The 18,542-nt window shown below is 72.1% G+C and carries 18 protein-coding genes; 13 read left to right on the top strand and 5 right to left on the bottom strand.

The annotated features are described in order from the left end of the window. Positions 1-16 precede the first annotated feature (16 nt). Complete coding sequence (locus ABFJ78_RS45275; protein ID WP_436393622.1) at positions 17-511, bottom strand: DUF1707 domain-containing protein; 495 nt, start codon at positions 509-511, stop codon at positions 17-19. Between the two features lie 105 nt (positions 512-616). Between ABFJ78_RS45275 and xerD the strand changes: the two genes are divergently transcribed. The 6 genes from xerD (at position 617) to ABFJ78_RS45245 (ending at position 5,602) form a co-directional block, all read left to right on the top strand. Beyond that, positions 617-1,519, top strand: a complete 903-nt coding sequence (gene xerD / locus ABFJ78_RS45270; protein WP_436393645.1) for a site-specific tyrosine recombinase XerD — start codon at positions 617-619, stop codon at positions 1,517-1,519. A 146-nt stretch (positions 1,520-1,665) separates the two neighbouring features. Beyond that, positions 1,666-2,637 (top strand): ParA family protein, encoded by a 972-nt coding sequence (locus ABFJ78_RS45265; RefSeq protein ID WP_436393621.1) that lies wholly within the window; start codon positions 1,666-1,668, stop codon positions 2,635-2,637. Next, on the top strand, positions 2,634-3,038 hold the full coding sequence (locus tag ABFJ78_RS45260) for a cobyrinic acid a,c-diamide synthase (RefSeq protein WP_436393620.1): 405 nt from the start codon (positions 2,634-2,636) through the stop codon (positions 3,036-3,038). The genes ABFJ78_RS45265 and ABFJ78_RS45260 overlap by 4 nt, the downstream gene beginning before the upstream one ends. Further along, positions 3,038-3,952: a segregation and condensation protein A gene (locus tag ABFJ78_RS45255; protein ID WP_436393619.1), complete on the top strand. Its 915-nt coding sequence runs from the start codon at positions 3,038-3,040 to the stop codon at positions 3,950-3,952. Before ABFJ78_RS45260 ends, ABFJ78_RS45255 begins: the two co-directional genes overlap by 1 nt. Further along, positions 3,949-4,863: an SMC-Scp complex subunit ScpB gene (gene scpB, locus ABFJ78_RS45250; RefSeq protein ID WP_436393618.1), complete on the top strand. Its 915-nt coding sequence runs from the start codon at positions 3,949-3,951 to the stop codon at positions 4,861-4,863. Before ABFJ78_RS45255 ends, scpB begins: the two co-directional genes overlap by 4 nt. Further along, a complete protein-coding gene (locus tag ABFJ78_RS45245) occupies positions 4,850-5,602 on the top strand; it encodes a pseudouridine synthase (RefSeq protein ID WP_436393617.1) in 753 nt (250 codons plus the stop codon). Before scpB ends, ABFJ78_RS45245 begins: the two co-directional genes overlap by 14 nt. On the opposite strand, the gene ABFJ78_RS45240 is transcribed toward ABFJ78_RS45245, so the two are convergent. Further along, on the bottom strand, positions 5,581-6,426 hold the full coding sequence (locus tag ABFJ78_RS45240) for a class I SAM-dependent methyltransferase (RefSeq protein WP_436393616.1): 846 nt from the start codon (positions 6,424-6,426) through the stop codon (positions 5,581-5,583). The genes ABFJ78_RS45245 and ABFJ78_RS45240 overlap by 22 nt on opposite strands. Positions 6,427-6,496: 70 nt before the next feature. Here ABFJ78_RS45240 and ABFJ78_RS45235 point away from each other — a divergent pair, with 70 nt between their 5' ends. Together ABFJ78_RS45235 and ABFJ78_RS45230 are read left to right on the top strand one after the other, a co-directional pair. Then, positions 6,497-8,326 (top strand): Xaa-Pro dipeptidyl-peptidase, encoded by a 1,830-nt coding sequence (locus ABFJ78_RS45235; protein WP_436393644.1) that lies wholly within the window; start codon positions 6,497-6,499, stop codon positions 8,324-8,326. 22 nt (positions 8,327-8,348) lie between these two features. Then, on the top strand, positions 8,349-8,477 hold the full coding sequence (locus tag ABFJ78_RS45230; protein WP_436393615.1) for a hypothetical protein: 129 nt from the start codon (positions 8,349-8,351) through the stop codon (positions 8,475-8,477). A 102-nt stretch (positions 8,478-8,579) separates the two neighbouring features. Here ABFJ78_RS45230 and ABFJ78_RS45225 read toward each other — a convergent pair whose 3' ends face one another. From ABFJ78_RS45225 to ABFJ78_RS45215, 3 genes are read right to left on the bottom strand one after another with little or no spacing between them, the layout of a single operon-like run. Further along, the gene (locus tag ABFJ78_RS45225) at positions 8,580-9,773 is read right to left on the bottom strand and encodes a cation:proton antiporter (protein WP_436393614.1); all 1,194 of its coding nucleotides are present in this window, start codon (positions 9,771-9,773) and stop codon (positions 8,580-8,582) included. Between the two features lie 7 nt (positions 9,774-9,780). After that, positions 9,781-10,263 (bottom strand): cation:proton antiporter regulatory subunit, encoded by a 483-nt coding sequence (locus ABFJ78_RS45220; RefSeq protein WP_436393613.1) that lies wholly within the window; start codon positions 10,261-10,263, stop codon positions 9,781-9,783. 36 nt (positions 10,264-10,299) lie between these two features. Further along, a complete protein-coding gene (locus ABFJ78_RS45215; RefSeq protein WP_436393612.1) occupies positions 10,300-10,668 on the bottom strand; it encodes a DUF4267 domain-containing protein in 369 nt (122 codons plus the stop codon). A gap of 112 nt (positions 10,669-10,780) precedes the next feature. Between ABFJ78_RS45215 and ABFJ78_RS45210 the strand changes: the two genes are divergently transcribed. The 5 genes from ABFJ78_RS45210 (at position 10,781) to ABFJ78_RS45190 (ending at position 18,482) form a co-directional block, all read left to right on the top strand. Further along, positions 10,781-11,320, top strand: a complete 540-nt coding sequence (locus tag ABFJ78_RS45210; RefSeq protein ID WP_436393643.1) for a TetR/AcrR family transcriptional regulator — start codon at positions 10,781-10,783, stop codon at positions 11,318-11,320. Positions 11,321-11,439: 119 nt separating this feature from the next. Continuing rightward, positions 11,440-12,144, top strand: a complete 705-nt coding sequence (gene cmk, locus ABFJ78_RS45205; RefSeq protein WP_436393642.1) for a (d)CMP kinase — start codon at positions 11,440-11,442, stop codon at positions 12,142-12,144. After that, positions 12,141-12,800, top strand: coding sequence for a lysophospholipid acyltransferase family protein (locus tag ABFJ78_RS45200; protein WP_436393611.1), 660 nt, complete (start codon positions 12,141-12,143; stop codon positions 12,798-12,800). The genes cmk and ABFJ78_RS45200 overlap by 4 nt, the downstream gene beginning before the upstream one ends. A 16-nt stretch (positions 12,801-12,816) precedes the next feature. Beyond that, the gene (gene der / locus ABFJ78_RS45195) at positions 12,817-14,316 is read left to right on the top strand and encodes a ribosome biogenesis GTPase Der (protein ID WP_436393610.1); all 1,500 of its coding nucleotides are present in this window, start codon (positions 12,817-12,819) and stop codon (positions 14,314-14,316) included. A 209-nt stretch (positions 14,317-14,525) separates the two neighbouring features. Next, positions 14,526-18,482, top strand: a complete 3,957-nt coding sequence (locus tag ABFJ78_RS45190; RefSeq protein ID WP_436393609.1) for a Pls/PosA family non-ribosomal peptide synthetase — start codon at positions 14,526-14,528, stop codon at positions 18,480-18,482. Positions 18,483-18,542 lie beyond the last annotated feature (60 nt).

The following is an 18,542-nucleotide window of genomic DNA, read 5'->3' as shown; positions in this document are numbered from 1 at the left end:
AGTCATTCACGTCGTTTCAGGGGCGAAGAGGCCGACCCTGGGCGTCCAAGCCGCCGTCGCGCAAAAGCAGGATGCCGTCGATGATCGGCCACAGGATCCCGACCCCGGTCACCAGCACCACGAACAACTGGAGCAAACCCAGCCCGATCTGGCCGGTGTAGAACCGCCCCACGCCGAACGGCAGCACGATCTGCAGCACGCCCGCCACGGTCTTCGACCGGTAGGAGTACGGGACCGGCGCGTACGGCACCGGGGGCGGCGGGGCGTACGGCATCGGCATCTGCACCGTCGCTTGCGCGTACGCCGGCGGCGGCCCGAAGAACCCCGGGTGCGGCGGTGGCAGGTCGCGGAACAGCGGCCGCAGGTCGCCGAGGGTCGTCGCCGCGTAGGCGTCCGTCACCCGCGTCTCGTACTCGTCCGGCGTGATGCGGCCCATGCCGAAGTGGTCGGCGAGCAGCCGCGCCGCTTCCTCCCGCTCGGCCGTGCCGACGCGGAGCTGGTCCGACTCCATGAATCCAAGGTAACCGCGCGAACCTGAGAACGGGGTTTCTGCCGGGTCACGGACCGCGGGCGGCCTAAGGTGACCCGCGTGGTAGCCGCGGGCAGCACCGACGACGTGATCGCCGCGTACCTCGACCACCTGGTCGTCGAACGCGGGACCGCGCGCAACACCCTGGACAGCTACGCCCGTGACCTGCGCCGGTACGCCGCGCACCTCGACGGCGCCGGCGTCGCCAAGATCGCCGACGTCACCGCCGCGCACGTCACGTCGTTCGGCGCCGCGCTGCGCGAAGGCGACGACAAACACCGGCCGCTGGCGGCGTCTTCGGCCGCGCGGGCGCTCGTCGCCGTGCGCGGCCTGCACAAGTTCGCCCACGCCGAGGGCCTCACCGAGCACAACCCGGCCCGCGAGGTCCGGCCGCCGACACCGGCGAAGCGGCTGCCCAAGGCGTTGCCGGTCGACGACGTCCTGCGGCTGCTCGAGACCCCGCCGCCGGACGGCGAGCGCCCGCTGCGCGACCGGGCGCTGCTGGAGCTGCTCTACTCGACGGGCGCCCGCATCTCCGAGGCCGTCGGCCTGGACGTCGACGACGTCGACGACGCCGAACGGACCGTCCTGCTCGACGGCAAGGGCGGCAAGCAGCGGCTCGTCCCGATCGGGCGGCCCGCGCTCGCCGCGCTGCACGCCTACACCGTCCGCGCCCGGCCGGCCCTCGCCGCGCACGGCCGCGGCACCGCGGCGCTGTTCCTCAACGCCCGCGGCAGCCGGCTTTCGCGGCAGAGCGCGTGGCAGGTCCTCAGGGACACCGCCGAACGGGCGGGGATCGCCGCCGCCGTGTCGCCGCACACGCTCCGCCACTCCTTCGCCACGCACCTGCTCGAAGGCGGCGCGGACGTCCGGGTCGTCCAGGAACTGCTCGGCCACGCCTCGGTGACGACGACGCAGGTGTACACGCTGGTCACGGTCAACACCCTGCGCGAGGTGTACGCCACGGCGCACCCGCGGGCACTGGGCTAGATGGCCCTATAGAAGGTCAACAGCCTTCCTACGCTGCACCGACGGTCGAGTGACATTGCCCCGTCGAGTCCGGCGCGTTGCTTTGCCGGGGCTCCGGCTCCGCGCATAGGCTGCGGCGGACGCGACGAACAAGGAGTCTTCTCGCCATGTCGACACCGAACCAGCCGGCCCACCCGGCCGAGTCCGCCGGGTCGGCGGCGGCGAACCTCAACGACGTCAAGATCGCGACGCCGGACATCCACGACGGCGACGAGCCGCAGGAGCGCAACGGCAAGAAGGTCAAGCTCGAGGGCATCGGGCCGACCGGCCGCCCGATCCGCGAGCACCCCGATCCGGCCCCGCTGGACAAGCACGGCCCGGCCAAGATCATGGCGATGTGCAACCAGAAGGGCGGCGTCGGCAAGACGACGTCGACCATCAACCTGGGTGCCGCTCTCGCCGAGTACGGCCGCAAGGTGCTGCTCGTCGACTTCGACCCGCAGGGCGCGCTCGCGGTCGGTCTCGGCATCCAGCCGCACGAACTGGACCACACGGTCTACAACGCCATCATGGAGCGGTCGGTCAGCGCCACCGACGTGCTGATGAAAACCCGCGTCGACGGCGTTGACCTGCTGCCGAGCAACATCGACCTGTCCGCGGCGGAGGTCCAGCTCGTCGCTGAGGTAGGGCGCGAGCACACGTTGTTACGGGTCCTGCGTCCGGTCATGAACGACTACGACTATGTTCTTGTCGACTGCCAGCCCTCACTCGGCTTGCTCACGGTGAACGCGCTGACCGCCGCGGACGGCGTGATCATCCCGCTCGAGTGCGAGTTCTTCAGTCTCCGAGGCGTCGCGCTCCTGATCGACACGATCGAGAAGGTGCAGGAACGGCTCAACCCCAAACTGGACATAGTCGGGATTCTCGCCACCATGTACGACCCGAGAACCCTGCACTCGAAGGAGGTCATGGCTCGCGTGGTGGAGGCATTCGGCGAGACCGTGTTCGACACGGTCATCAACCGCACCGTGCGGTTCCCCGAGACGACGGTCGCGGGTGAGCCGATCACGACCTGGGCGCCCAAGTCGGCCGGCGCGGCGGCGTACCGCCAGCTGGCCCGCGAGGTGATCGCTCGGTGAGCAGGCGCGCCTCCCTGCCCGGAGCGTCGGAACTCTTCCGGATCACTTCCAGCCCCGCTCTCGACCTCCCGCCCCAGGCGCCGCCCGAGCCCGCCGAGAAGCCCAAGCCCACGGGCAACGGCCGCACCGAGCAGCTCGCCCGCAGCGCGGCCCCGCACGGGTCGGGCCGGACCAAGCACGACGCGAAGATCACCGTCTACGTTTCCGGCGACGAGCTCCTGGCCATGGAACAGGCCCGGCTGACGCTGCGCGCGAAGCACGACCTGGTCGTCGACCGCGGCCGGCTGGTCCGCGAGGCGGTCGCCGTGCTGCTGGCCGACTTCGACCAGAACGGCGAAGAGTCGGTGCTGGTGCAGCGGCTGCGGGTGGTCGGCTCAGACGGCGGCGAAACCGAGGGCTGATGGACGAGCCGGAACCGGCCCCGGCATCGGCTCCGGAGGAACAGGTCCCCGAAGCGCACCAGACGGTGCACGGCGGGATGATCCCCGAAGGCGTCAACACCGAAGAGCTGAGCACGTCGAAGTTCAAGGTGCGGCTGGCCAACTTCGAGGGGCCGTTCGACCTGCTGCTGCAGCTGATCTCGCAGCACCAGCTCGACGTCACCGAGGTGGCGCTGCACCAGGTCACCGACGACTTCATCGCGTACACGCGCGCGCTGGGCACCGACTGGAACCTCGACGAGACGACGGAGTTCCTGGTCATCGCGGCGACGCTGCTGGACCTGAAGGCGGCGCGCCTGCTGCCCGCGGCCGAGGTCGAGAGCGAAGACGACCTGGCGCTGCTGGAGGCCCGTGACCTGCTCTTCGCGCGCGTGCTGCAGTACCGCGCGTACAAGCAGGTGGCGGCGCTGTTCGGCGAGCTGGAGCAGGGCGCGCTGCGGCGCTACCCGCGGTCGGTGGCGCTGGAGGAGCGGTTCATCGGGCTGCTGCCCGAGGTGATGCTGGGCGTGACGCCGCAGAAGTTCGCGGAGATCGCGGTGGCGGTGTTCCGGCCGAAGCCGCCGCCCACGGTGTCGATCGCCCACATCCACATGGGCCGCGTGTCGGTCCGCGAGCACGCGGCGCTGCTGCGGGTGAAACTGGCCGAGCGCGGGCAGGCGACGTTCGGCGAGCTGGTCGACGACTGCGAGCACACGGTCGAGATCGTGGCGCGCTTCCTGGCGCTGCTGGAGCTCTACCGCGAGGCGACGGTCCAGTTCGAGCAGACCGAGGCGCTGGCCGAGCTGCACGTCCGCTGGACGGGCGGCTCGATGGCGGAGGCCTCCGCGGCGGCCGAGCTGGACCGGTCCGCCGGAGACGAAGAGGAGTACGGGTGAGCCCCGAAGACAAGACGCCGGAGCCGGGGTCGGAGCCGGCCGCCGAAGCGGTCGAGGCGGCCGCGGCGGAGCTGGCGATGGACGAGGCGCTCTCGGGCGACCCGGTCACCGAGGACGGCGAGCCGGAGGAGCCGCTCGAGCCGCTCGTCGCGGAAGCGCCGGCGGTGGAGGAGCCCGCCGGCGAGGTGCCGGCCGAGGAGCCTGCCGCCGCCGAGCCTGCCGCCGCCGAGCCCGAGCCCCAGCCCGCACTTTCACGTGAAAGTGCCGCACCCGCGGACTCCGAAGACGTGGCCGGTCCCGCGCTCGATCCTGATGATCCCGAGTCGGACCTGGTCGCCACCGGGGACGTCAGCCTGCTGCCCGACGTCTCCTCCGACGAGGCCCTCGAAGCCGCGCTCGAAGCGCTTCTCCTCGTCGTCGACTCGCCGGCCAGCGAAGAGCTGCTCGCCGAAACCCTCGAACAGCCCAAGGCGCGGATCGTCGTCGCCCTGCGCACCATGGCGCAGAAGTTCACCGACCGGACCAGCGGGATCGACCTGCGCCGCGTCGGCGAAGGGTGGCGGTTCTACACTAGGGACGTCCATGCCCCGTTCGTGGAGAAGCTCCTGCTGGACGGCCAGCGGTCGAAGCTGACCCGGGCCGCGCTGGAGAGCCTCGCCGTGATCGCGTACCGGCAGCCGGTGACCCGCGCGCGGGTTGCCGCGGTGCGGGGCGTGAACGTGGACGGCGTGATCCGGACGCTGCTCGCGCGCGGCCTCATCGAAGAGATGGGGACCGACCCCGAGACGACCGGCACGCTGTACGTGACGACCGAGCTGTTCCTGGAGCGACTGGGGCTGTCGTCACTGAACGACCTGCCCCCGATCGCTCCGCTGCTACCCGAAGTGGACACCATCGATGACATCCAGTGAACACCCCGACGGCATCCGCCTGCAGAAGGTGCTGTCGCAGGCCGGGGTCGCCTCCCGGCGGGCGGCGGAAGACCTGATCGCGGCCGGCCGGGTCGAGGTGGACGGCGAGGTCGTCACCGAGCTGGGCCGCCGCGTCCACCCCGACGAGGCGGTCATCCACGTCGACGGCACCCGCGTGAACCTGCGCGACGACCTGATCTACCTAGCCCTGAACAAGCCCAAGGGCGTGCACTCGACCATGTCGGACGACCGCGGCCGCCCCTGCGTCGGCGACTACCTCGCCGGCCGCTACGAGGAGACGCCCGGCGTCGTGCACGTCGGCCGGCTCGACGAGAACACCGAAGGCCTGCTGCTGCTCACCAACGACGGCGACCTCGGCCACCGGCTGATGCACCCGTCCTACCGGGTGCTCAAGACCTACCTCGCCGAGGTCGACGGCCTCGTGCCGCGCGGGCTCGGCAAGGAACTGCGCAAGGGCTGGGAGCTGCCGGACGGCATCGTCAAGGTCGACCAGTTCCGGGTCAAGGACATGCACTCCGGCAAGTCGCTGGTCGAGCTGGTCATCCACGAGGGCAAGAAGCACATCGTGCGCCGCCTGCTCAAGGACACCGGTCACCCGGTGCTGAAGCTGGTCCGCACCGCGGTCGGCGACGTCCAGCTCGGCAACCAGCGCGTCGGCTCGATCCGGCGGCTGACGAAGACCGAGGTCGGCGCGCTCTACCGCAACGTGGAGCTCTGAAACAGGGCGGTGACGAAGCCGCCGGCGGTCGCGTCGTCGTCCGACGGCCGGCCGTAGGCGGTGGCCAGCTCGGCGCGGGTGACCGTCGACGGTTCCCAGCCGTGGGCGGCCAGCCACTCCGGCGCCCGGCCGCCGAGCCCGCCGCGCCAAAGGTCCGTGACGTGCTCGCCGCCCGCCGCCGCCTTCGCGCGGGCGATCAGGCTCCCCGGCGGGGTGCCCGGCCGGTGCTCGAACGCGATCCGGCTGCCCGGCGCCGCCAGCTCGCCGACGGTGGTCAGCAGCCGCTCGGCCTCCTCGGCGGTCAGGTACATCAGCAGCCCTTCGGCCAGCCACGCGGTCGGCACCGCCGGGTCGAACCCGGCGGCGCACAGCGCGGTGGCCCAGTCCTCGCGCAGGTCGGCAGGCACGACGACCCGGGTGCACGCCGGTTCGGCGCCCTGCCCGGCGAGCACCTCGTCCTTGAACGCCAGCACCTCCGGCAGGTCCAGCTCGAACAGCCGGGTGCCGTCCGGCCAGGCAAGCCGGAACGCCCGCGTGTCCAGCCCGGCCGCGAGCAGCACGACCTGCGGGCAGCCGCTGCCGAGCAGCTGGTCGTCGTAGAACCGGGTGCGGATCACGACCTGCGGGTAGAACAGCGCGCCGAGCCCGGCCTGCGGCCCCTCGGCCGAGGCGTCGGGCAGCGCCGAGCGGCCGGCCTCGTAGAACGCGGCCGCGTAGGGGTCGTCGAACAGGCGGTCCGGGCGGCCGCTTTCGTAAGCGCGCAACGCGGCGACGCCGACGGCCGTGCGGCTCACGGCGGGCAGGGACTCCGTCACGATCGCCACCGTACGCCCGACTTTCCGCCGTGGTGGGCGCCCTCGCCGGCTCGCTAGCGTGATCGTCATGCGACTCGGAGTGGTGAGCGGGATCCTCGCGGTGCTCCTGTCCGGCACGGTGGCCCCGGCGGCCGCGGCTCCCGCGGCGAGCGAACCGGTCTACGACTACGCGAAAGCGATCCGCGAAACCGTCTGGGTCGACATCGGCCACGACGGCGACGGCGACGGCCGCTCCGACCGCGTCGCCGCCGACATCGTGCGGCCGAGCGAAGCGACGTCGCGGGTGCCGGTGATCATGGACGCCAGCCCGTACTACTCGTGCTGCGGGCGCGGCAACGAGAGCGAGCTCAAGTCGTACGACAGCGCCGGGAAGCCGGTGAAGTTCCCGCTGTTCTACGACAACTACTTCGTGCCGCGCGGGTACGCCGTGGTGCTCGTCGACCTGGCCGGGACGAACCGCTCGGCCGGCTGCGCGGACGTCGGCGGGGCGTCGGACGTCGACTCGGCGCGCAAGGTCGTCGACTGGCTGAACGGCCGCGCGACCGGCTACAGCGCCAAGACCGGCGGCAGCGCGGTGACGGCGAGCTGGAGCACCGGGAACGTCGGCATGATCGGCAAGTCCTACGACGGCACGATCGCCAACGGCGTCGCGGCGACCGGCGTCGCCGGGCTGAAGACGATCGTGCCGATCTCGGCGATCAGCTCCTGGTACGACTACTACCGCTCCGATGGCGCGACGTTCGGCTTCAACCCGGCCGGGCTCGCGCAGACGGTCGAGGCGCGCAACAGCGGGCAGAACTGTTCGGCGCAGAACCAGGTTCTCACGGCCGGCGCCACCGCGAACGGCGACTACGGGCCGCTGTGGGCGGACCGCGACTACGTCACGCGCGCGGGGAACGTGCGGGCGAGCGTGCTGCTTTCCCACGGCGTCAACGACCTGAACGTCAAGACCATCCACTTCGGACAGTGGTGGGCGGGACTGAACGTCGAGAAGAAGATCTGGCTGTCGCAGACCGGGCACGTCGACCCGTTCGACTACCGGCGCGCGGACTGGGTCGACCTGCTGCACCGGTGGTTCGACCACTACCTGCTCGGTATCGACAACGGCGTCCAGAACGGGCCGCAGGCGAGCGTCGAGCGGCAGCCGGACCAGTGGGCGGACCAGAGCGCGTACCCGGCGGCGGGTGCGGTGGCGACGACGTTGCGGCCGCACACCGGCGGCTCGCTCGGCACCGCGCCGGCGTCCGGGACGGCGTCCTTCACCGACAACCCCAGCCTGGGCGAGGACACGTGGGTGACGAACCCGGGCGGCGCGGCGTTGACGTACTCGACCGGGACGCTGGCTTCGGACCTGCAGGTCTCGGGTACGACGTCGGTGACCGTGACGGCGACGCCGAGCACGTCGTCGGCCCGGGTGTCGGCGCTGCTGGTCGACCTGGGCGCGGCGACGATCCGCAACTTCAGCGGCAGCGGCGAGGGGATCAAGACGGGGACCGCGGAGAACTGCTGGGGCTCGTCGACGCCGGGTGACGACGCTTGCTACCGGATCGCGTCGGCGGACGTGAAGAAGGTGAACTACACGATCCTCAGCCGGGGCTGGGCGGACCTGGCGAACTACGCATCGCTTTCGCAGGAACGGGTGCTGACGCCGGGGACGGCGTACACGATGACGTTCCGGCTGGCGTCGACCGACCACGTGGTGCCGCGCGGCCATGCCCTGGCGTTGATCGTCGGCGGGACGGACGGGAGTTTCATCCGCGGGCCGGCCCAGCCGGGACGGGTGACGTTGGACTTGGCGCGGACGTCGGCATCGGTGCCGCTGGCGGGCGTGGTGCCCGCGGCGACGACCCACCCGGCCGCCGTCGGTGGTGAGCACGTGCCGTCGGCTGGCCGGGCGGACCTCCGCTAGGNGGCCGGCCCAGCCGGGACGGGTGACGTTGGACTTGGCGCGGACGTCGGCATCGGTGCCGCTGGCGGGCGTGGTGCCCGCGGCGACGACCCACCCGGCCGCCGTCGGTGGTGAGCACGTGCCGTCGGCTGGCCGGGCGGACCTCCGCTAGGCCCAAGCGCCCCAATGTGGCCTTCGGTGCGTCAGACGCACCCAAGGCGGCCTTCGGTGCGTGAGACGCAACCAAGGCCACATTGGGGCGCTCGGGGCCCGGCTAGTTCGCCTCGGCGGGAGCCGTCCGGGTGGCCGATTTCCGTTGCACCGCGCGGACGATCGGCTCCACCACCCGGGCCGCCGTCGGGCCGAGGATCGCCATCAGCAGCACGTACGCCGTGGCCAGCGCCGCCAGCTCGCCGTCCACCGCTCCCGCCGTCACCGCCAACCCCGCGATCACGATCGAGAACTCGCCCCTGGCCACCAACGCCGCCCCAGCCCGGGCCCGGCCCAGGCGGCCGATGCCCTGCCGGCGTGCCGCCCACCAGCCCGTTCCCACCTTCGTCAGCGTGGTCACGACCGCCAGCACCACCGCCCAGCCCAGCACCGGCGGGATCGACGCCGGGTTCGTGTTGAGGCCGAACACCACGAAGAACACCGCCGCGAACAAGTCGCGCAACGGCTCCAGCAGGTGCGTCGCGTTTTCCGCCGTCGAACCCGAGATCGCGATGCCGAGCAGGAACGCGCCGACCGCCGCCGACACCTGCATCGCCGAGGCCACCCCCGCCACCAGCAGCGCCGCGCCGAGGACCTTGAGCAGGAACACCTCGCGGTCGGGACTGTCGACCGCCGCCGAGACGTAACGGCCGAACTTCAGCGCGATCACCAGCACCACCGTGATCACCAGCAGCGAGATCCCGACGGCCTCCATGCCGCCGAGCAGCGACACCCCGCCCAGCACCGCCGTGAGGATCGGTAGGTAGAGCGCCATCACCAGGTCCTCGAACACGAGGATCGACAGCACCACCGGCGTCTCGCGGTTGCCGAGGCGGCCGAGGTCGCCGAGGACCTTCGCGACGATCCCCGACGACGAGATGTACGTGACGCCCGCCATCACCATCGCGCCGACGGGGCCCCAGCCCAGCAGCAGCGCGACCGCCGCGCCGGGGGCGGCGTTGAGGACGATGTCGAGCAGGCCCGCCGTCCAGGACCGGCGCAGCCCGGTGAACAGCTCGGCCGCCGAGTACTCCAGGCCCAGCAGCAACAGCAGCAGCACGACGCCGATTTCACTGGCCAGGTGGGTGAAACCGCCGATGTCGGTCAGCGGGATCAGCCCGCCGGAGCCGAAGCAGAGGCCGCCGAGCAGGTAGAGCGGGATGGGGGAGAGGCCGATCTTGCCGGCCAGGCGCCCGAGCGCGCCCAGCACGAAGAAGACCGCCCCCAGTTCGATCAGGGACAGCGCGGTGTGGTCCATGGTGCGCTCAGCCGTACTTCAGGATCTTGACGGCGGCTTCGAGGCCCTCGCTGGTGCCGACGGCGACCAGCAGATCGCCACCGGTGAGCGTGAAGTCGGGCGTGGGCGACGGGTGCACCTGACCCGCCCGCGCCACCGCGACCACCGAAACGCCGGTGCGGGTGCGCATCGCCGTGTCGCCGAGCGTCCGGCCGTCGAACGGGCCGGACGGCTTGATCGGCAGCTGCCGCGTGCTGATCCCCGGCAGGTCCCGGTGTTCCTCCGTGAGCTGGGCGACCAGTTGCGGCGCGCCGAGCAGGTTGGCCAGCGTGCCCGCCTCGTCCGCGGTGAGCGGGATCGAGGCGGCGCAGGCGTCGGCGTCGTCGGTTTTGGACACGATGAGCTCGGTGTGACCGTCCCGCTGGGTGACGACGCCGATGCGGCGGCCGGTACGGGTGCTGAAGTCCTTGCGGACCCCGATGCCGGGCAGGGGAGTTACTTCGACGTTCACCCAACCACCGTAACCCACGTGTCCGATTCGCGACGTTCAGCCGAGCAGCAGGAGCGCCGCCGCGACGATCATCACGAGGGCGGTGAGTCCGTGGACGCCGAAGGCGATGGCCTTCTTTCCCCGGTGGCGCAGGACGATCAGCATGTCGAAGACGGGCCAGACGGCCGCGGTGAGGAAGACCCAGCCCAGCGCGTGCGGGTCGCCGTAGATCATCAGGGCCAGCGGGACCAGGCCGGCGCCGATGTCGCGGCCGCCCTTGACGTTGAGGAAGCTTTCGGCGTTTTCGGGGACCTCGGTGAAGCCGAAGCCCGCGGCGATCTTGGCCGGCGCGAAGAGGTAGTTGAGGCCGACGTAGATGATCCCGAGCGAGACGATCGCGACGAGGATGTAGCCGGTGACGAGCATGGTGTTCCCTCCAGTTTTCTAGCACCGCTAGGATTTCTAGCAACGCTAATCTAGCGACGCTAGTTTGTCTAGCAGTGCTAGCATGTGACGTATGACCCAGCGACAACGGCGTGTGCGCGACCGGACCGAGCGCGGGCAGCGGATCGTCACCGCGGCCCGGGAGCTGGCCGAGGCGGAAGGCTGGGACGCGGTGACCACCCGCCGGCTCGCGGCGGTGATCGAGTACAGCCAGCCGGTGCTCTACAGCCACTTCCCGGGCGGCAAGGACGCGATCATGGCGGCGGCCGCGCTGGAGGGCTTCGCCGAGCTGGCGGCGACGCTGGTGGCGGCCCGCCCCGGCGGCCTCGGCGGGGTGACCCGGGCGTACGTCGAGTTCGCCGAGGCGAAACCGGCCCTCTACGACGCGATGTTCACGCTGGCCTCGGAGCTGCGGTTCGCCGAGGACGACACCCCGGAGGTGATGAAGGCGTGCTTCGCGGAGCTCCTCGCGGTCGTCGAGCCGGTGGCGGGCACCCGGACCGCGGGCGTCCTGACCGAGGTGTTCTGGAGCACGCTGCACGGCTTGATCACCCTCGACCGGGGCCACCGGCTGTCGCCGGAGCACCGTGACGAGCGCCTCGCGCTGGTGGTCGCCCGCTTCGGAAAGCCGTGAAAGCTCCGTCCTGGGGCCGGGGCGACTGATCTCCCTCGCGGCCCGACCGGCAGAATGGGACACGGCCCAGCCATGTCGAGAACGCGAGGAGAGTGCCGGTGACGGGAGCCCTACGTGGTGTGGTCGCGCTGGACGGCCCGTCGGGGACCGGGAAGACCACCGTCGCGCGCAAGCTCGCCCAGCGGCTCGGGGCCGGCTACCTCGACACCGGCGCCATGTACCGGATGGTCACCCTCGCCGTGCTGCGGGCCGGGGTCGACCCGGCCGACGCGGACGCCGTCGCCCGGCTCGCCGACCACGCCGACTTCGCCATCGGCACCAGCCCCGACCGGCCCGAGATCCGGCTGGCCGGCGAAGACGTCGCCGCCGACATCCGCGGGCCCGAGGTCACCAAGGCCGTCTCGCCCGTCTCCGCCGTGCCGCACGTGCGCGAGCTGCTGGTCGCCCGGCAGCGGCAGATCATCGACGACGTCGTCGGGCACCGCGGCGGGATCGTCGTGGAGGGCCGCGACATCGGCACCGTCGTCGCGCCGGATTCGCCGCTCAAGGTCTTCCTCACCGCCTCCGCCGACGTCCGCGCGTCGCGCCGCAGCACCCAGGACACCGCCGCCGGCCGGAAGTCGTCGGTCGCCGACGCCCTCGCGAGCGTCGAGCGCCGTGACCACCTCGACTCGACCCGCGCCGCGTCGCCGCTGCGCGCGGCCGACGACGCCGTGCACGTCGACACCTCGGAACTGTCGATCGACCAGGTGATCGTCGCCCTCAGCGAGCTGGCCAGCCACCGCGGGCTGCTGGCGGGATGCAAAGAAGAAGTCGCTCGATGAAGGCTGACGGACTCCCCGAGGGATCCGTCGGCGCACTCCACGACGCCGGGCGGGTCTTCGCCCGGTACTATCTGCGGTCGGCCTTCCGCATCCGGGTGCACGGCCGCGAGCGCATGCCCGCCGGCGGGCCGGTGCTGGTGATCGCCAACCACAGCTCCATGATCGAACCGCAGCTGATCTTCGGAATGCTTCCCCGGCGTTCGGCGTTCCTGGTCAAGGCCGAGATGTTCGGCGGGATCGTCGGCAGGTTCATGCTGGCGATCGGGCAGATCCCGCTCAAGCGCGGCGAGATCGACCGCAAACCGCTGATGACCGCGGTCGGCGTGCTGAAGGACGGCGGTGTCGTGGGCATCTTCCCCGAGGGGACCCGCGGGGCCGGCGACGTCGGCGCGGCCGAACGCGGCGCGGCCTGGCTCGTCCGGGCCTCCGGCGCGACCGTGCTCCCGGTCGCGACGCGGGGCACGCGCAAGCCGGCCGACGGCAGGAGGCGCTGGCGCCCGCGCGTGGACATCCTCGTGGGGGAGCCGTTCACGCCGAAGGTCGGCCCCGGGAAGACCGGGCTCGACCAGGGCACCGAAGAGCTCCGCGGCGAGCTCGCGGCGCTCGTGAAGACTTTGGACGACTGGCGTTCCGAAAACGGATTCGTTACGCCGTAAGGGAAATTGGGTTGTAATGGCTGAGTTTGATTCCGCCTCCGCGGGGAAGAGTGCGTCGGCGGCGCTGGACAGCGTCGGCGAAGTCGACGGCACCTGGTCCGACGAGACCGAGTTCGCCGCGCTCGACGCGCAGATCGAGGCGGCGGAAGCGGCCGAAGAGGCCGCCCTCGGGCAGCCGGTGCTCGCCGTCGTCGGCCGCCCCAACGTGGGCAAGTCGACGCTGGTCAACCGCATCCTCGGCCGCCGCGAAGCGGTCGTGCAGGACGTGCCGGGCGTGACCCGCGACCGCGTCGCCTACGACGCCTACTGGGGCGGGCGGAAGTTCACCCTGGTCGACACCGGCGGCTGGGAACCGGACGCGACCGGGCTGCAGGCCTCGGTCGCCGCGCAGGCCGAGCTGGCCATGCAGACCGCCGACGCCGTGCTGCTGGTGATCGACGCGACCGTCGGCGCCACCGCCACCGACGAGGCCGTGTCGAAGGTCCTGCGCCGCTCGAAGAAGCCGGTGCTGCTGGCCGCGAACAAGGTCGACGACGACCGGCTGCTCGCGGACACCGCGTCGCTGTGGTCGCTCGGCCTCGGCGAGCCGCACCCGGTCAGCGCGCTGCACGGCCGCAGCTCCGGCGACCTGCTCGACGCCATCCTCAAGGCCCTGCCCGAGGCGCCGCGCGAGGGCGGTGGCGTCTCGACCGGCCCGCGGCGCGTCGCGCTGGTCGGCAAGCCGAACGTCGGCAAGTCGAGCCTGCTGAACAAGCTGTCCGGCGAAGAGCGCTCGGTCGTCGACTCGGTCGCGGGCACCACCGTCGACCCGGTCGACTCGCTGGTCGAGCTGGACGGCGAGACCTGGCGGTTCGTCGACACGGCCGGCCTGCGCAAGCGCGTGAACTTCGCCGCCGGCGCCGAGTACTACGCCTCGCTGCGCACCAAGACCGCGATCGACGCGGCCGAGGTCGCGATCGTGCTGCTGGACGCGGCCGAGCCGATCTCGGAGCAGGACCTGCGGGTGCTGACCATGGTCGTCGAGGCCGGCCGCGCCTGCGTGCTGGCGTTCAACAAGTGGGACCTGGTCGACGAAGACCGCCGGCACGCGATGGTCCGCGAGCTGGAGCGCGGCCTGGTCCGCGTGCCGTGGGCGGAGAAGGTCAACATCTCGGCGCTGACCGGCCGCTCGGTGCGCAAGATCGCCCCGGCGCTGCGGACGGCGCTGGCGTCGTGGGACCAGCGGGTGCCGACCGGCCAGCTCAACGCGTGGCTGTCCGACCTCATCGCGGCCACCCCGCCGCCGGTCCGCGGCGGCAAGCAGCCGAAGGTGCTGTTCGCGACGCAGGCCGGCATCCGGCCGCCGACGCTGGTGCTGTTCACCACCGGCTTCCTCGAGGCGGGCTACCGCCGGTTCATCGAGCGCAAGTTCCGCGAACAGTTCGGTTTCGCGGGCAGCCCCGTCCGGGTGAATGTGCGGGTTCGCGAAAAGAAGGCGAAACCGAAGGTCGGCGGAAAAGCCGCGCGCACGCGGTGATTTCCCCACGTGTCGGACCCGCGTGAGGTCCGACACTCCCTCGTGACCCTGCGGACACCTTTTCGTCATCCGCGGGTATGGTGAAAGGTCGTTGCGGGCGCCTCAACCAGGAGAGCAAGCCCGGTTGAGGCTCCCGGAAGGTGAGTGATGGGCTTGCGCGCCCATGGTTTGTCCCTGCACGTCTTCGGCACGGCCGAGGTGAGCGGTCGATGACCGTCACGATCGAACCCGCCGAATCGACCCCGGTGCTCGCCACGCCCGCGGCCGCCCCGGTCGCCGACCGGGCGCTGTTCTGGTCCGGCCTCGGCGCCAGTGAGCGCACCCTGCTCGACATCGTCGCGGAGACCGCCGAGCGGCACCCCACCGCCGCCGCGATCGACGACGGCACCACCACGCTGACCTACCGGCGGCTGCTCGAGGAGATCGACGCCTACGGGCGCCGACTGCGCTCGTACGGCGTCGGCCTCGGCGACCGCGTCGGCATCCGGATCTCCTCCGGCACCGCCGAGCTGTACGTCGCGATCCTCGCCACCCTGTCCGTCGGCGCCGCCTACGTGCCGGTCGACGCGGACGACCCGGACGAGCGCGCCGAGCTGGTCTTCGAAGAGGCCCAGGTGGCCGCGGTGGCCACCGATGTCTTTTCGGGGGCTGCGGGTGGCGAAGCCCCCGGCTCGGAGCGAAGCTCCGGAGGTTTCCGCGGCAAGATCAACGTCCACAGCACGCCGGGCGGGCGCGACGGCGTCCCCGGCCCGGCCGACGACGCGTGGATCATCTTCACCTCCGGCTCCACCGGCAAGCCCAAGGGCGTCGCGGTCACCCACGCGAGTGCCGCCGCGTTCGTCGACGCCGAGGCTGAGCTGTTCCTCGCCGACGAGCCGATCGGCCCCGGCGACCGCGTCCTGGCCGGGCTGAGCGTCGCCTTCGACGCCTCCTGCGAAGAGATGTGGCTGGCCTGGCGCCACGGCGCCTGCCTGGTCCCGGCACCGCGCGCGCTGGTCCGCACCGGCGTCGACCTGGGCCCGTGGCTGGTCGCGCAGCGCATCACGGTCGTCTCGACCGTGCCGACGCTGGCCGCGCTGTGGCCCGCCGACGCGCTCGAAGACGTCCGCCTGCTCATCTTCGGCGGCGAAGCGTGCCCGCCGGAGCTGGCCGAACGCGTTGCCGTCGAAGGCCGCGAAGTCTGGAACACCTACGGCCCGACCGAAGCCACCGTCGTCGCCTGCGCGGCGCAGCTGACCGGCGAAGGCCCGGTCCGGATCGGCCTGCCGCTGGCCGGCTGGCAGCTCGCCGTCGTCAACGACGAGGGCGAGCCGGTCGCCATGGGCGAGACCGGCGAGCTGGTCATCGGCGGCGTCGGCCTGGCCCGCTACCTCGACGCGGAGAAGGACGCCGAGAAGTTCGCGCCGCTGCCGTCGCTGGGCTGGCAGCGCGCCTACCGCTCCGGCGACATGGTCCGCGCCGAAGAGGAAGGCCTGCTGTTCCTCGGCCGGCTCGACGAGCAGGTCAAGCTCGGCGGCCGCCGCATCGAGCTGGGCGAGGTCGACGCCGCGCTGCAGGCCCTGCCGGGCGTGCAGGGCGCGGCCGCCGCGATCCGCCGGACCAAGGCCGGCAACCAGGTCCTCGTCGGGTACGTCGTGCCCACGGGCGAGAGCTTCGACCACGACGAAGCCGCGAACCGGCTGCGCGAGCACCTGCCCGCCGCGCTGGTGCCGCTGCTGGCCGTCGTCGACGACCTGCCGACCCGCACGTCCGGCAAGGTCGACCGCACCGCGCTGCCGTGGCCGCTGTCCACAGTGGAGGCATCCGGGCTGACCCCGACCGAGACGTGGCTCGCCGAAGGCTGGGCCGAAATCCTCGGCGTGTCGGTCGACAACCCGAAGGCGGACTTCTTCACCCACGGCGGCGGCAGCCTGACCGCCGCGCAGGTGGTCGCGCGCATCCGCACCCGCCATCCGCAGGTGTCGGTCGCCGACATCTACGCCCACCCGAAGCTGGGCGCGCTGGCCGCGATGCTGGACGCGCTGAGCGGCCAGGCCACCGAACGCCGTGACATCGCGCCGACCCCGCGTCGCGCCGGTGTCGTCCAGACGCTGCTGACGGTTCCGCTGATGGGGCTCGTCGGCCTGCGCTGGGCGACCCTCGCCGCCGCGCTGTCGAACGTCCTGTCGCTGCTCGGGTTCGCCTGGGCGCCGACGCTGGGCTGGGCGTGGCTCGGCCTGGCCTGGGTGGTGCTGTTCAGCCCGGCCGGCCGCATCGCGATCGCCGCGGGCGGCGCGCGCGTGCTGCTCTCGGGCGTCCGCCCCGGCACGTACCCGCGCGGCGGGAGTGTCCACTTGCGACTGTGGACGGCCGAGAAGCTCGCCGAGTTCTCCGGCGCGGACAGCGTCGCCGGCGCGTCTTGGATGACGACGTACGCGAAGGCGCTCGGCGCGCGGATCGGCAAGGACGTCGACCTGCACTCGCCGCCGCCGGTCACCGGCTTCCTCAAGCTGGGCCGCGGTGCGGCGATCGAGCCCGAGGTCGACCTGTCCGGCCACTGGGTCGACGGCGACGTCGTGCACATCGGCAAGGTCCGCGTCGGCGCGGAAGCCCGCGTCGGCGCGCGCAGCACGCTGTTCCCGGGGGCCCGCATCGGCAAGGGTGCGGAGATCGCGGCCGGGTCGACCGTCCGCGGCGCCGTCCCGGCCGGGCAGCGCTGGGCCGGTTCGCCCGCCGCGCGCGTGGCCAAGGACGAGCGCGACGCGCTGAAGTGGCCGTCGAGCCGCCCGCCGCGGTCGCACTTCTGGGCCGCCGTCTACGGTGCGACCTCGCTGGTGCTCGGGTTCCTGCCCGGCATCGCCGCGCTGGCCGGGGTCGCCGTGCTCGGCTACGCGATCGCCGGTGCGCCGACGCTGCTCGACGCGTTCACCCGCGCGCTGGTCTTCGTCCCGGCGGCGACGGCCGCGTACTTCCTCGCCTACCTGCTGCTCGTGCTCGTCGGCGTCCGGTCGCTGAGCATCGGCATGGTCGAGGGGTACCACCCCGTGCACGGCCGCGTCGCGTGGCAGGTCTGGGCCACCGAACGCCTGATGAGCATGGCCCGCGAAGGCCTGTTCCCGTTGTACGCCAGCCTGTTCACGCCGGTGTGGCTGCGGCTGCTCGGCGCCAAGGTGGGCCGCAACGTCGAGGCGTCGACCGTCCTGGCGCTGCCGAAGATGACCAAGGTCGACAGCGGCGCGTTCCTGGCCGACGACACCATGGTCGCCACCTACGAGCTCGGCCACGGCTGGCTGCACGTGGCCCCGGCGCGGATCGGCAAGCAGGCGTTCCTCGGCAACTCGGGGATGACCGCGCCCGGCCGTTCGGTGCCGAAGCGCGGCCTGGTCGGCGTCCTGTCGTCGACGCCGTTGAAGGCGAAGAAGGGCTCGTCGTACCTCGGGATGCCGCCGCTGCCGGTGCGCCGCGCGATCGGCGACGCCGACACGAGCCGCACCTACACCCCGGCGCTGCACCTCAAGGCGGCGCGGGCGCTGGTCGAGCTGTGCCGGATCATCCCGGTCATGTGCGGGGTCGCGCTGACCGTTTCGGTCGCCTTCGGGCTGCTGTGGGCGGCTTCCTCGTACGGATTCGGCGTCGCGCTGCTGCTGGCGGGGCCTGCGCTGCTGGCCGCCGGGGTCGTCGCGGCGCTGACCGCGACCGTCATGAAATGGCTGCTGGTCGGCAAGTTCCGCGAGATCGACCACCCGCTGTGGAGCTCCTTCGTCTGGCGCAACGAGCTGGCCGACACCTTCGTCGAGGCGCTCGCGGTGCCGTGGCTGATCGGCTCGATCGGCGGCACCCCGCTGCTGACCGCGTGGCTGCGCACGATGGGCGTCAAGATCGGCCGCGGCGTGTGGCTGGAGACGTACTGGCTGCCCGAGGCGGACCTCGTGTCGCTGGGCGACGGCGCGACGATCAACCGCGGCTGCGTCGTGCAGACGCACCTGTTCCACGACCGGATCATGAGCATGTCGCGGGTGGCGCTCGGCGAGGGCGCGACGCTCGGCCCGCACGGCATCGTGCTGCCGGGCGCGGGCATCGGCGCGCGCACCACGGTCGGCCCGGGCTCGCTGGTGACGCGCGGCGACGAGGTGCCGGCCGACACGCGCTGGCTCGGCAACCCGATCTCCGCGTGGACGGGTAAGTAGAAGGTCACGAAGTACCCGCCTGGCTCGCCGGACTCACCTGTGGCGTGCGAGCCTGGTTCG

The sequence above is a fragment of the Amycolatopsis sp. MEPSY49 genome, from assembly GCF_051337345.1.
Classification (GTDB): domain Bacteria; phylum Actinomycetota; class Actinomycetes; order Mycobacteriales; family Pseudonocardiaceae; genus Amycolatopsis.
The sequence above is the reverse complement of the archived record's forward strand: the minus strand, read 5'-3'. Positions and strand labels throughout refer to the sequence as shown.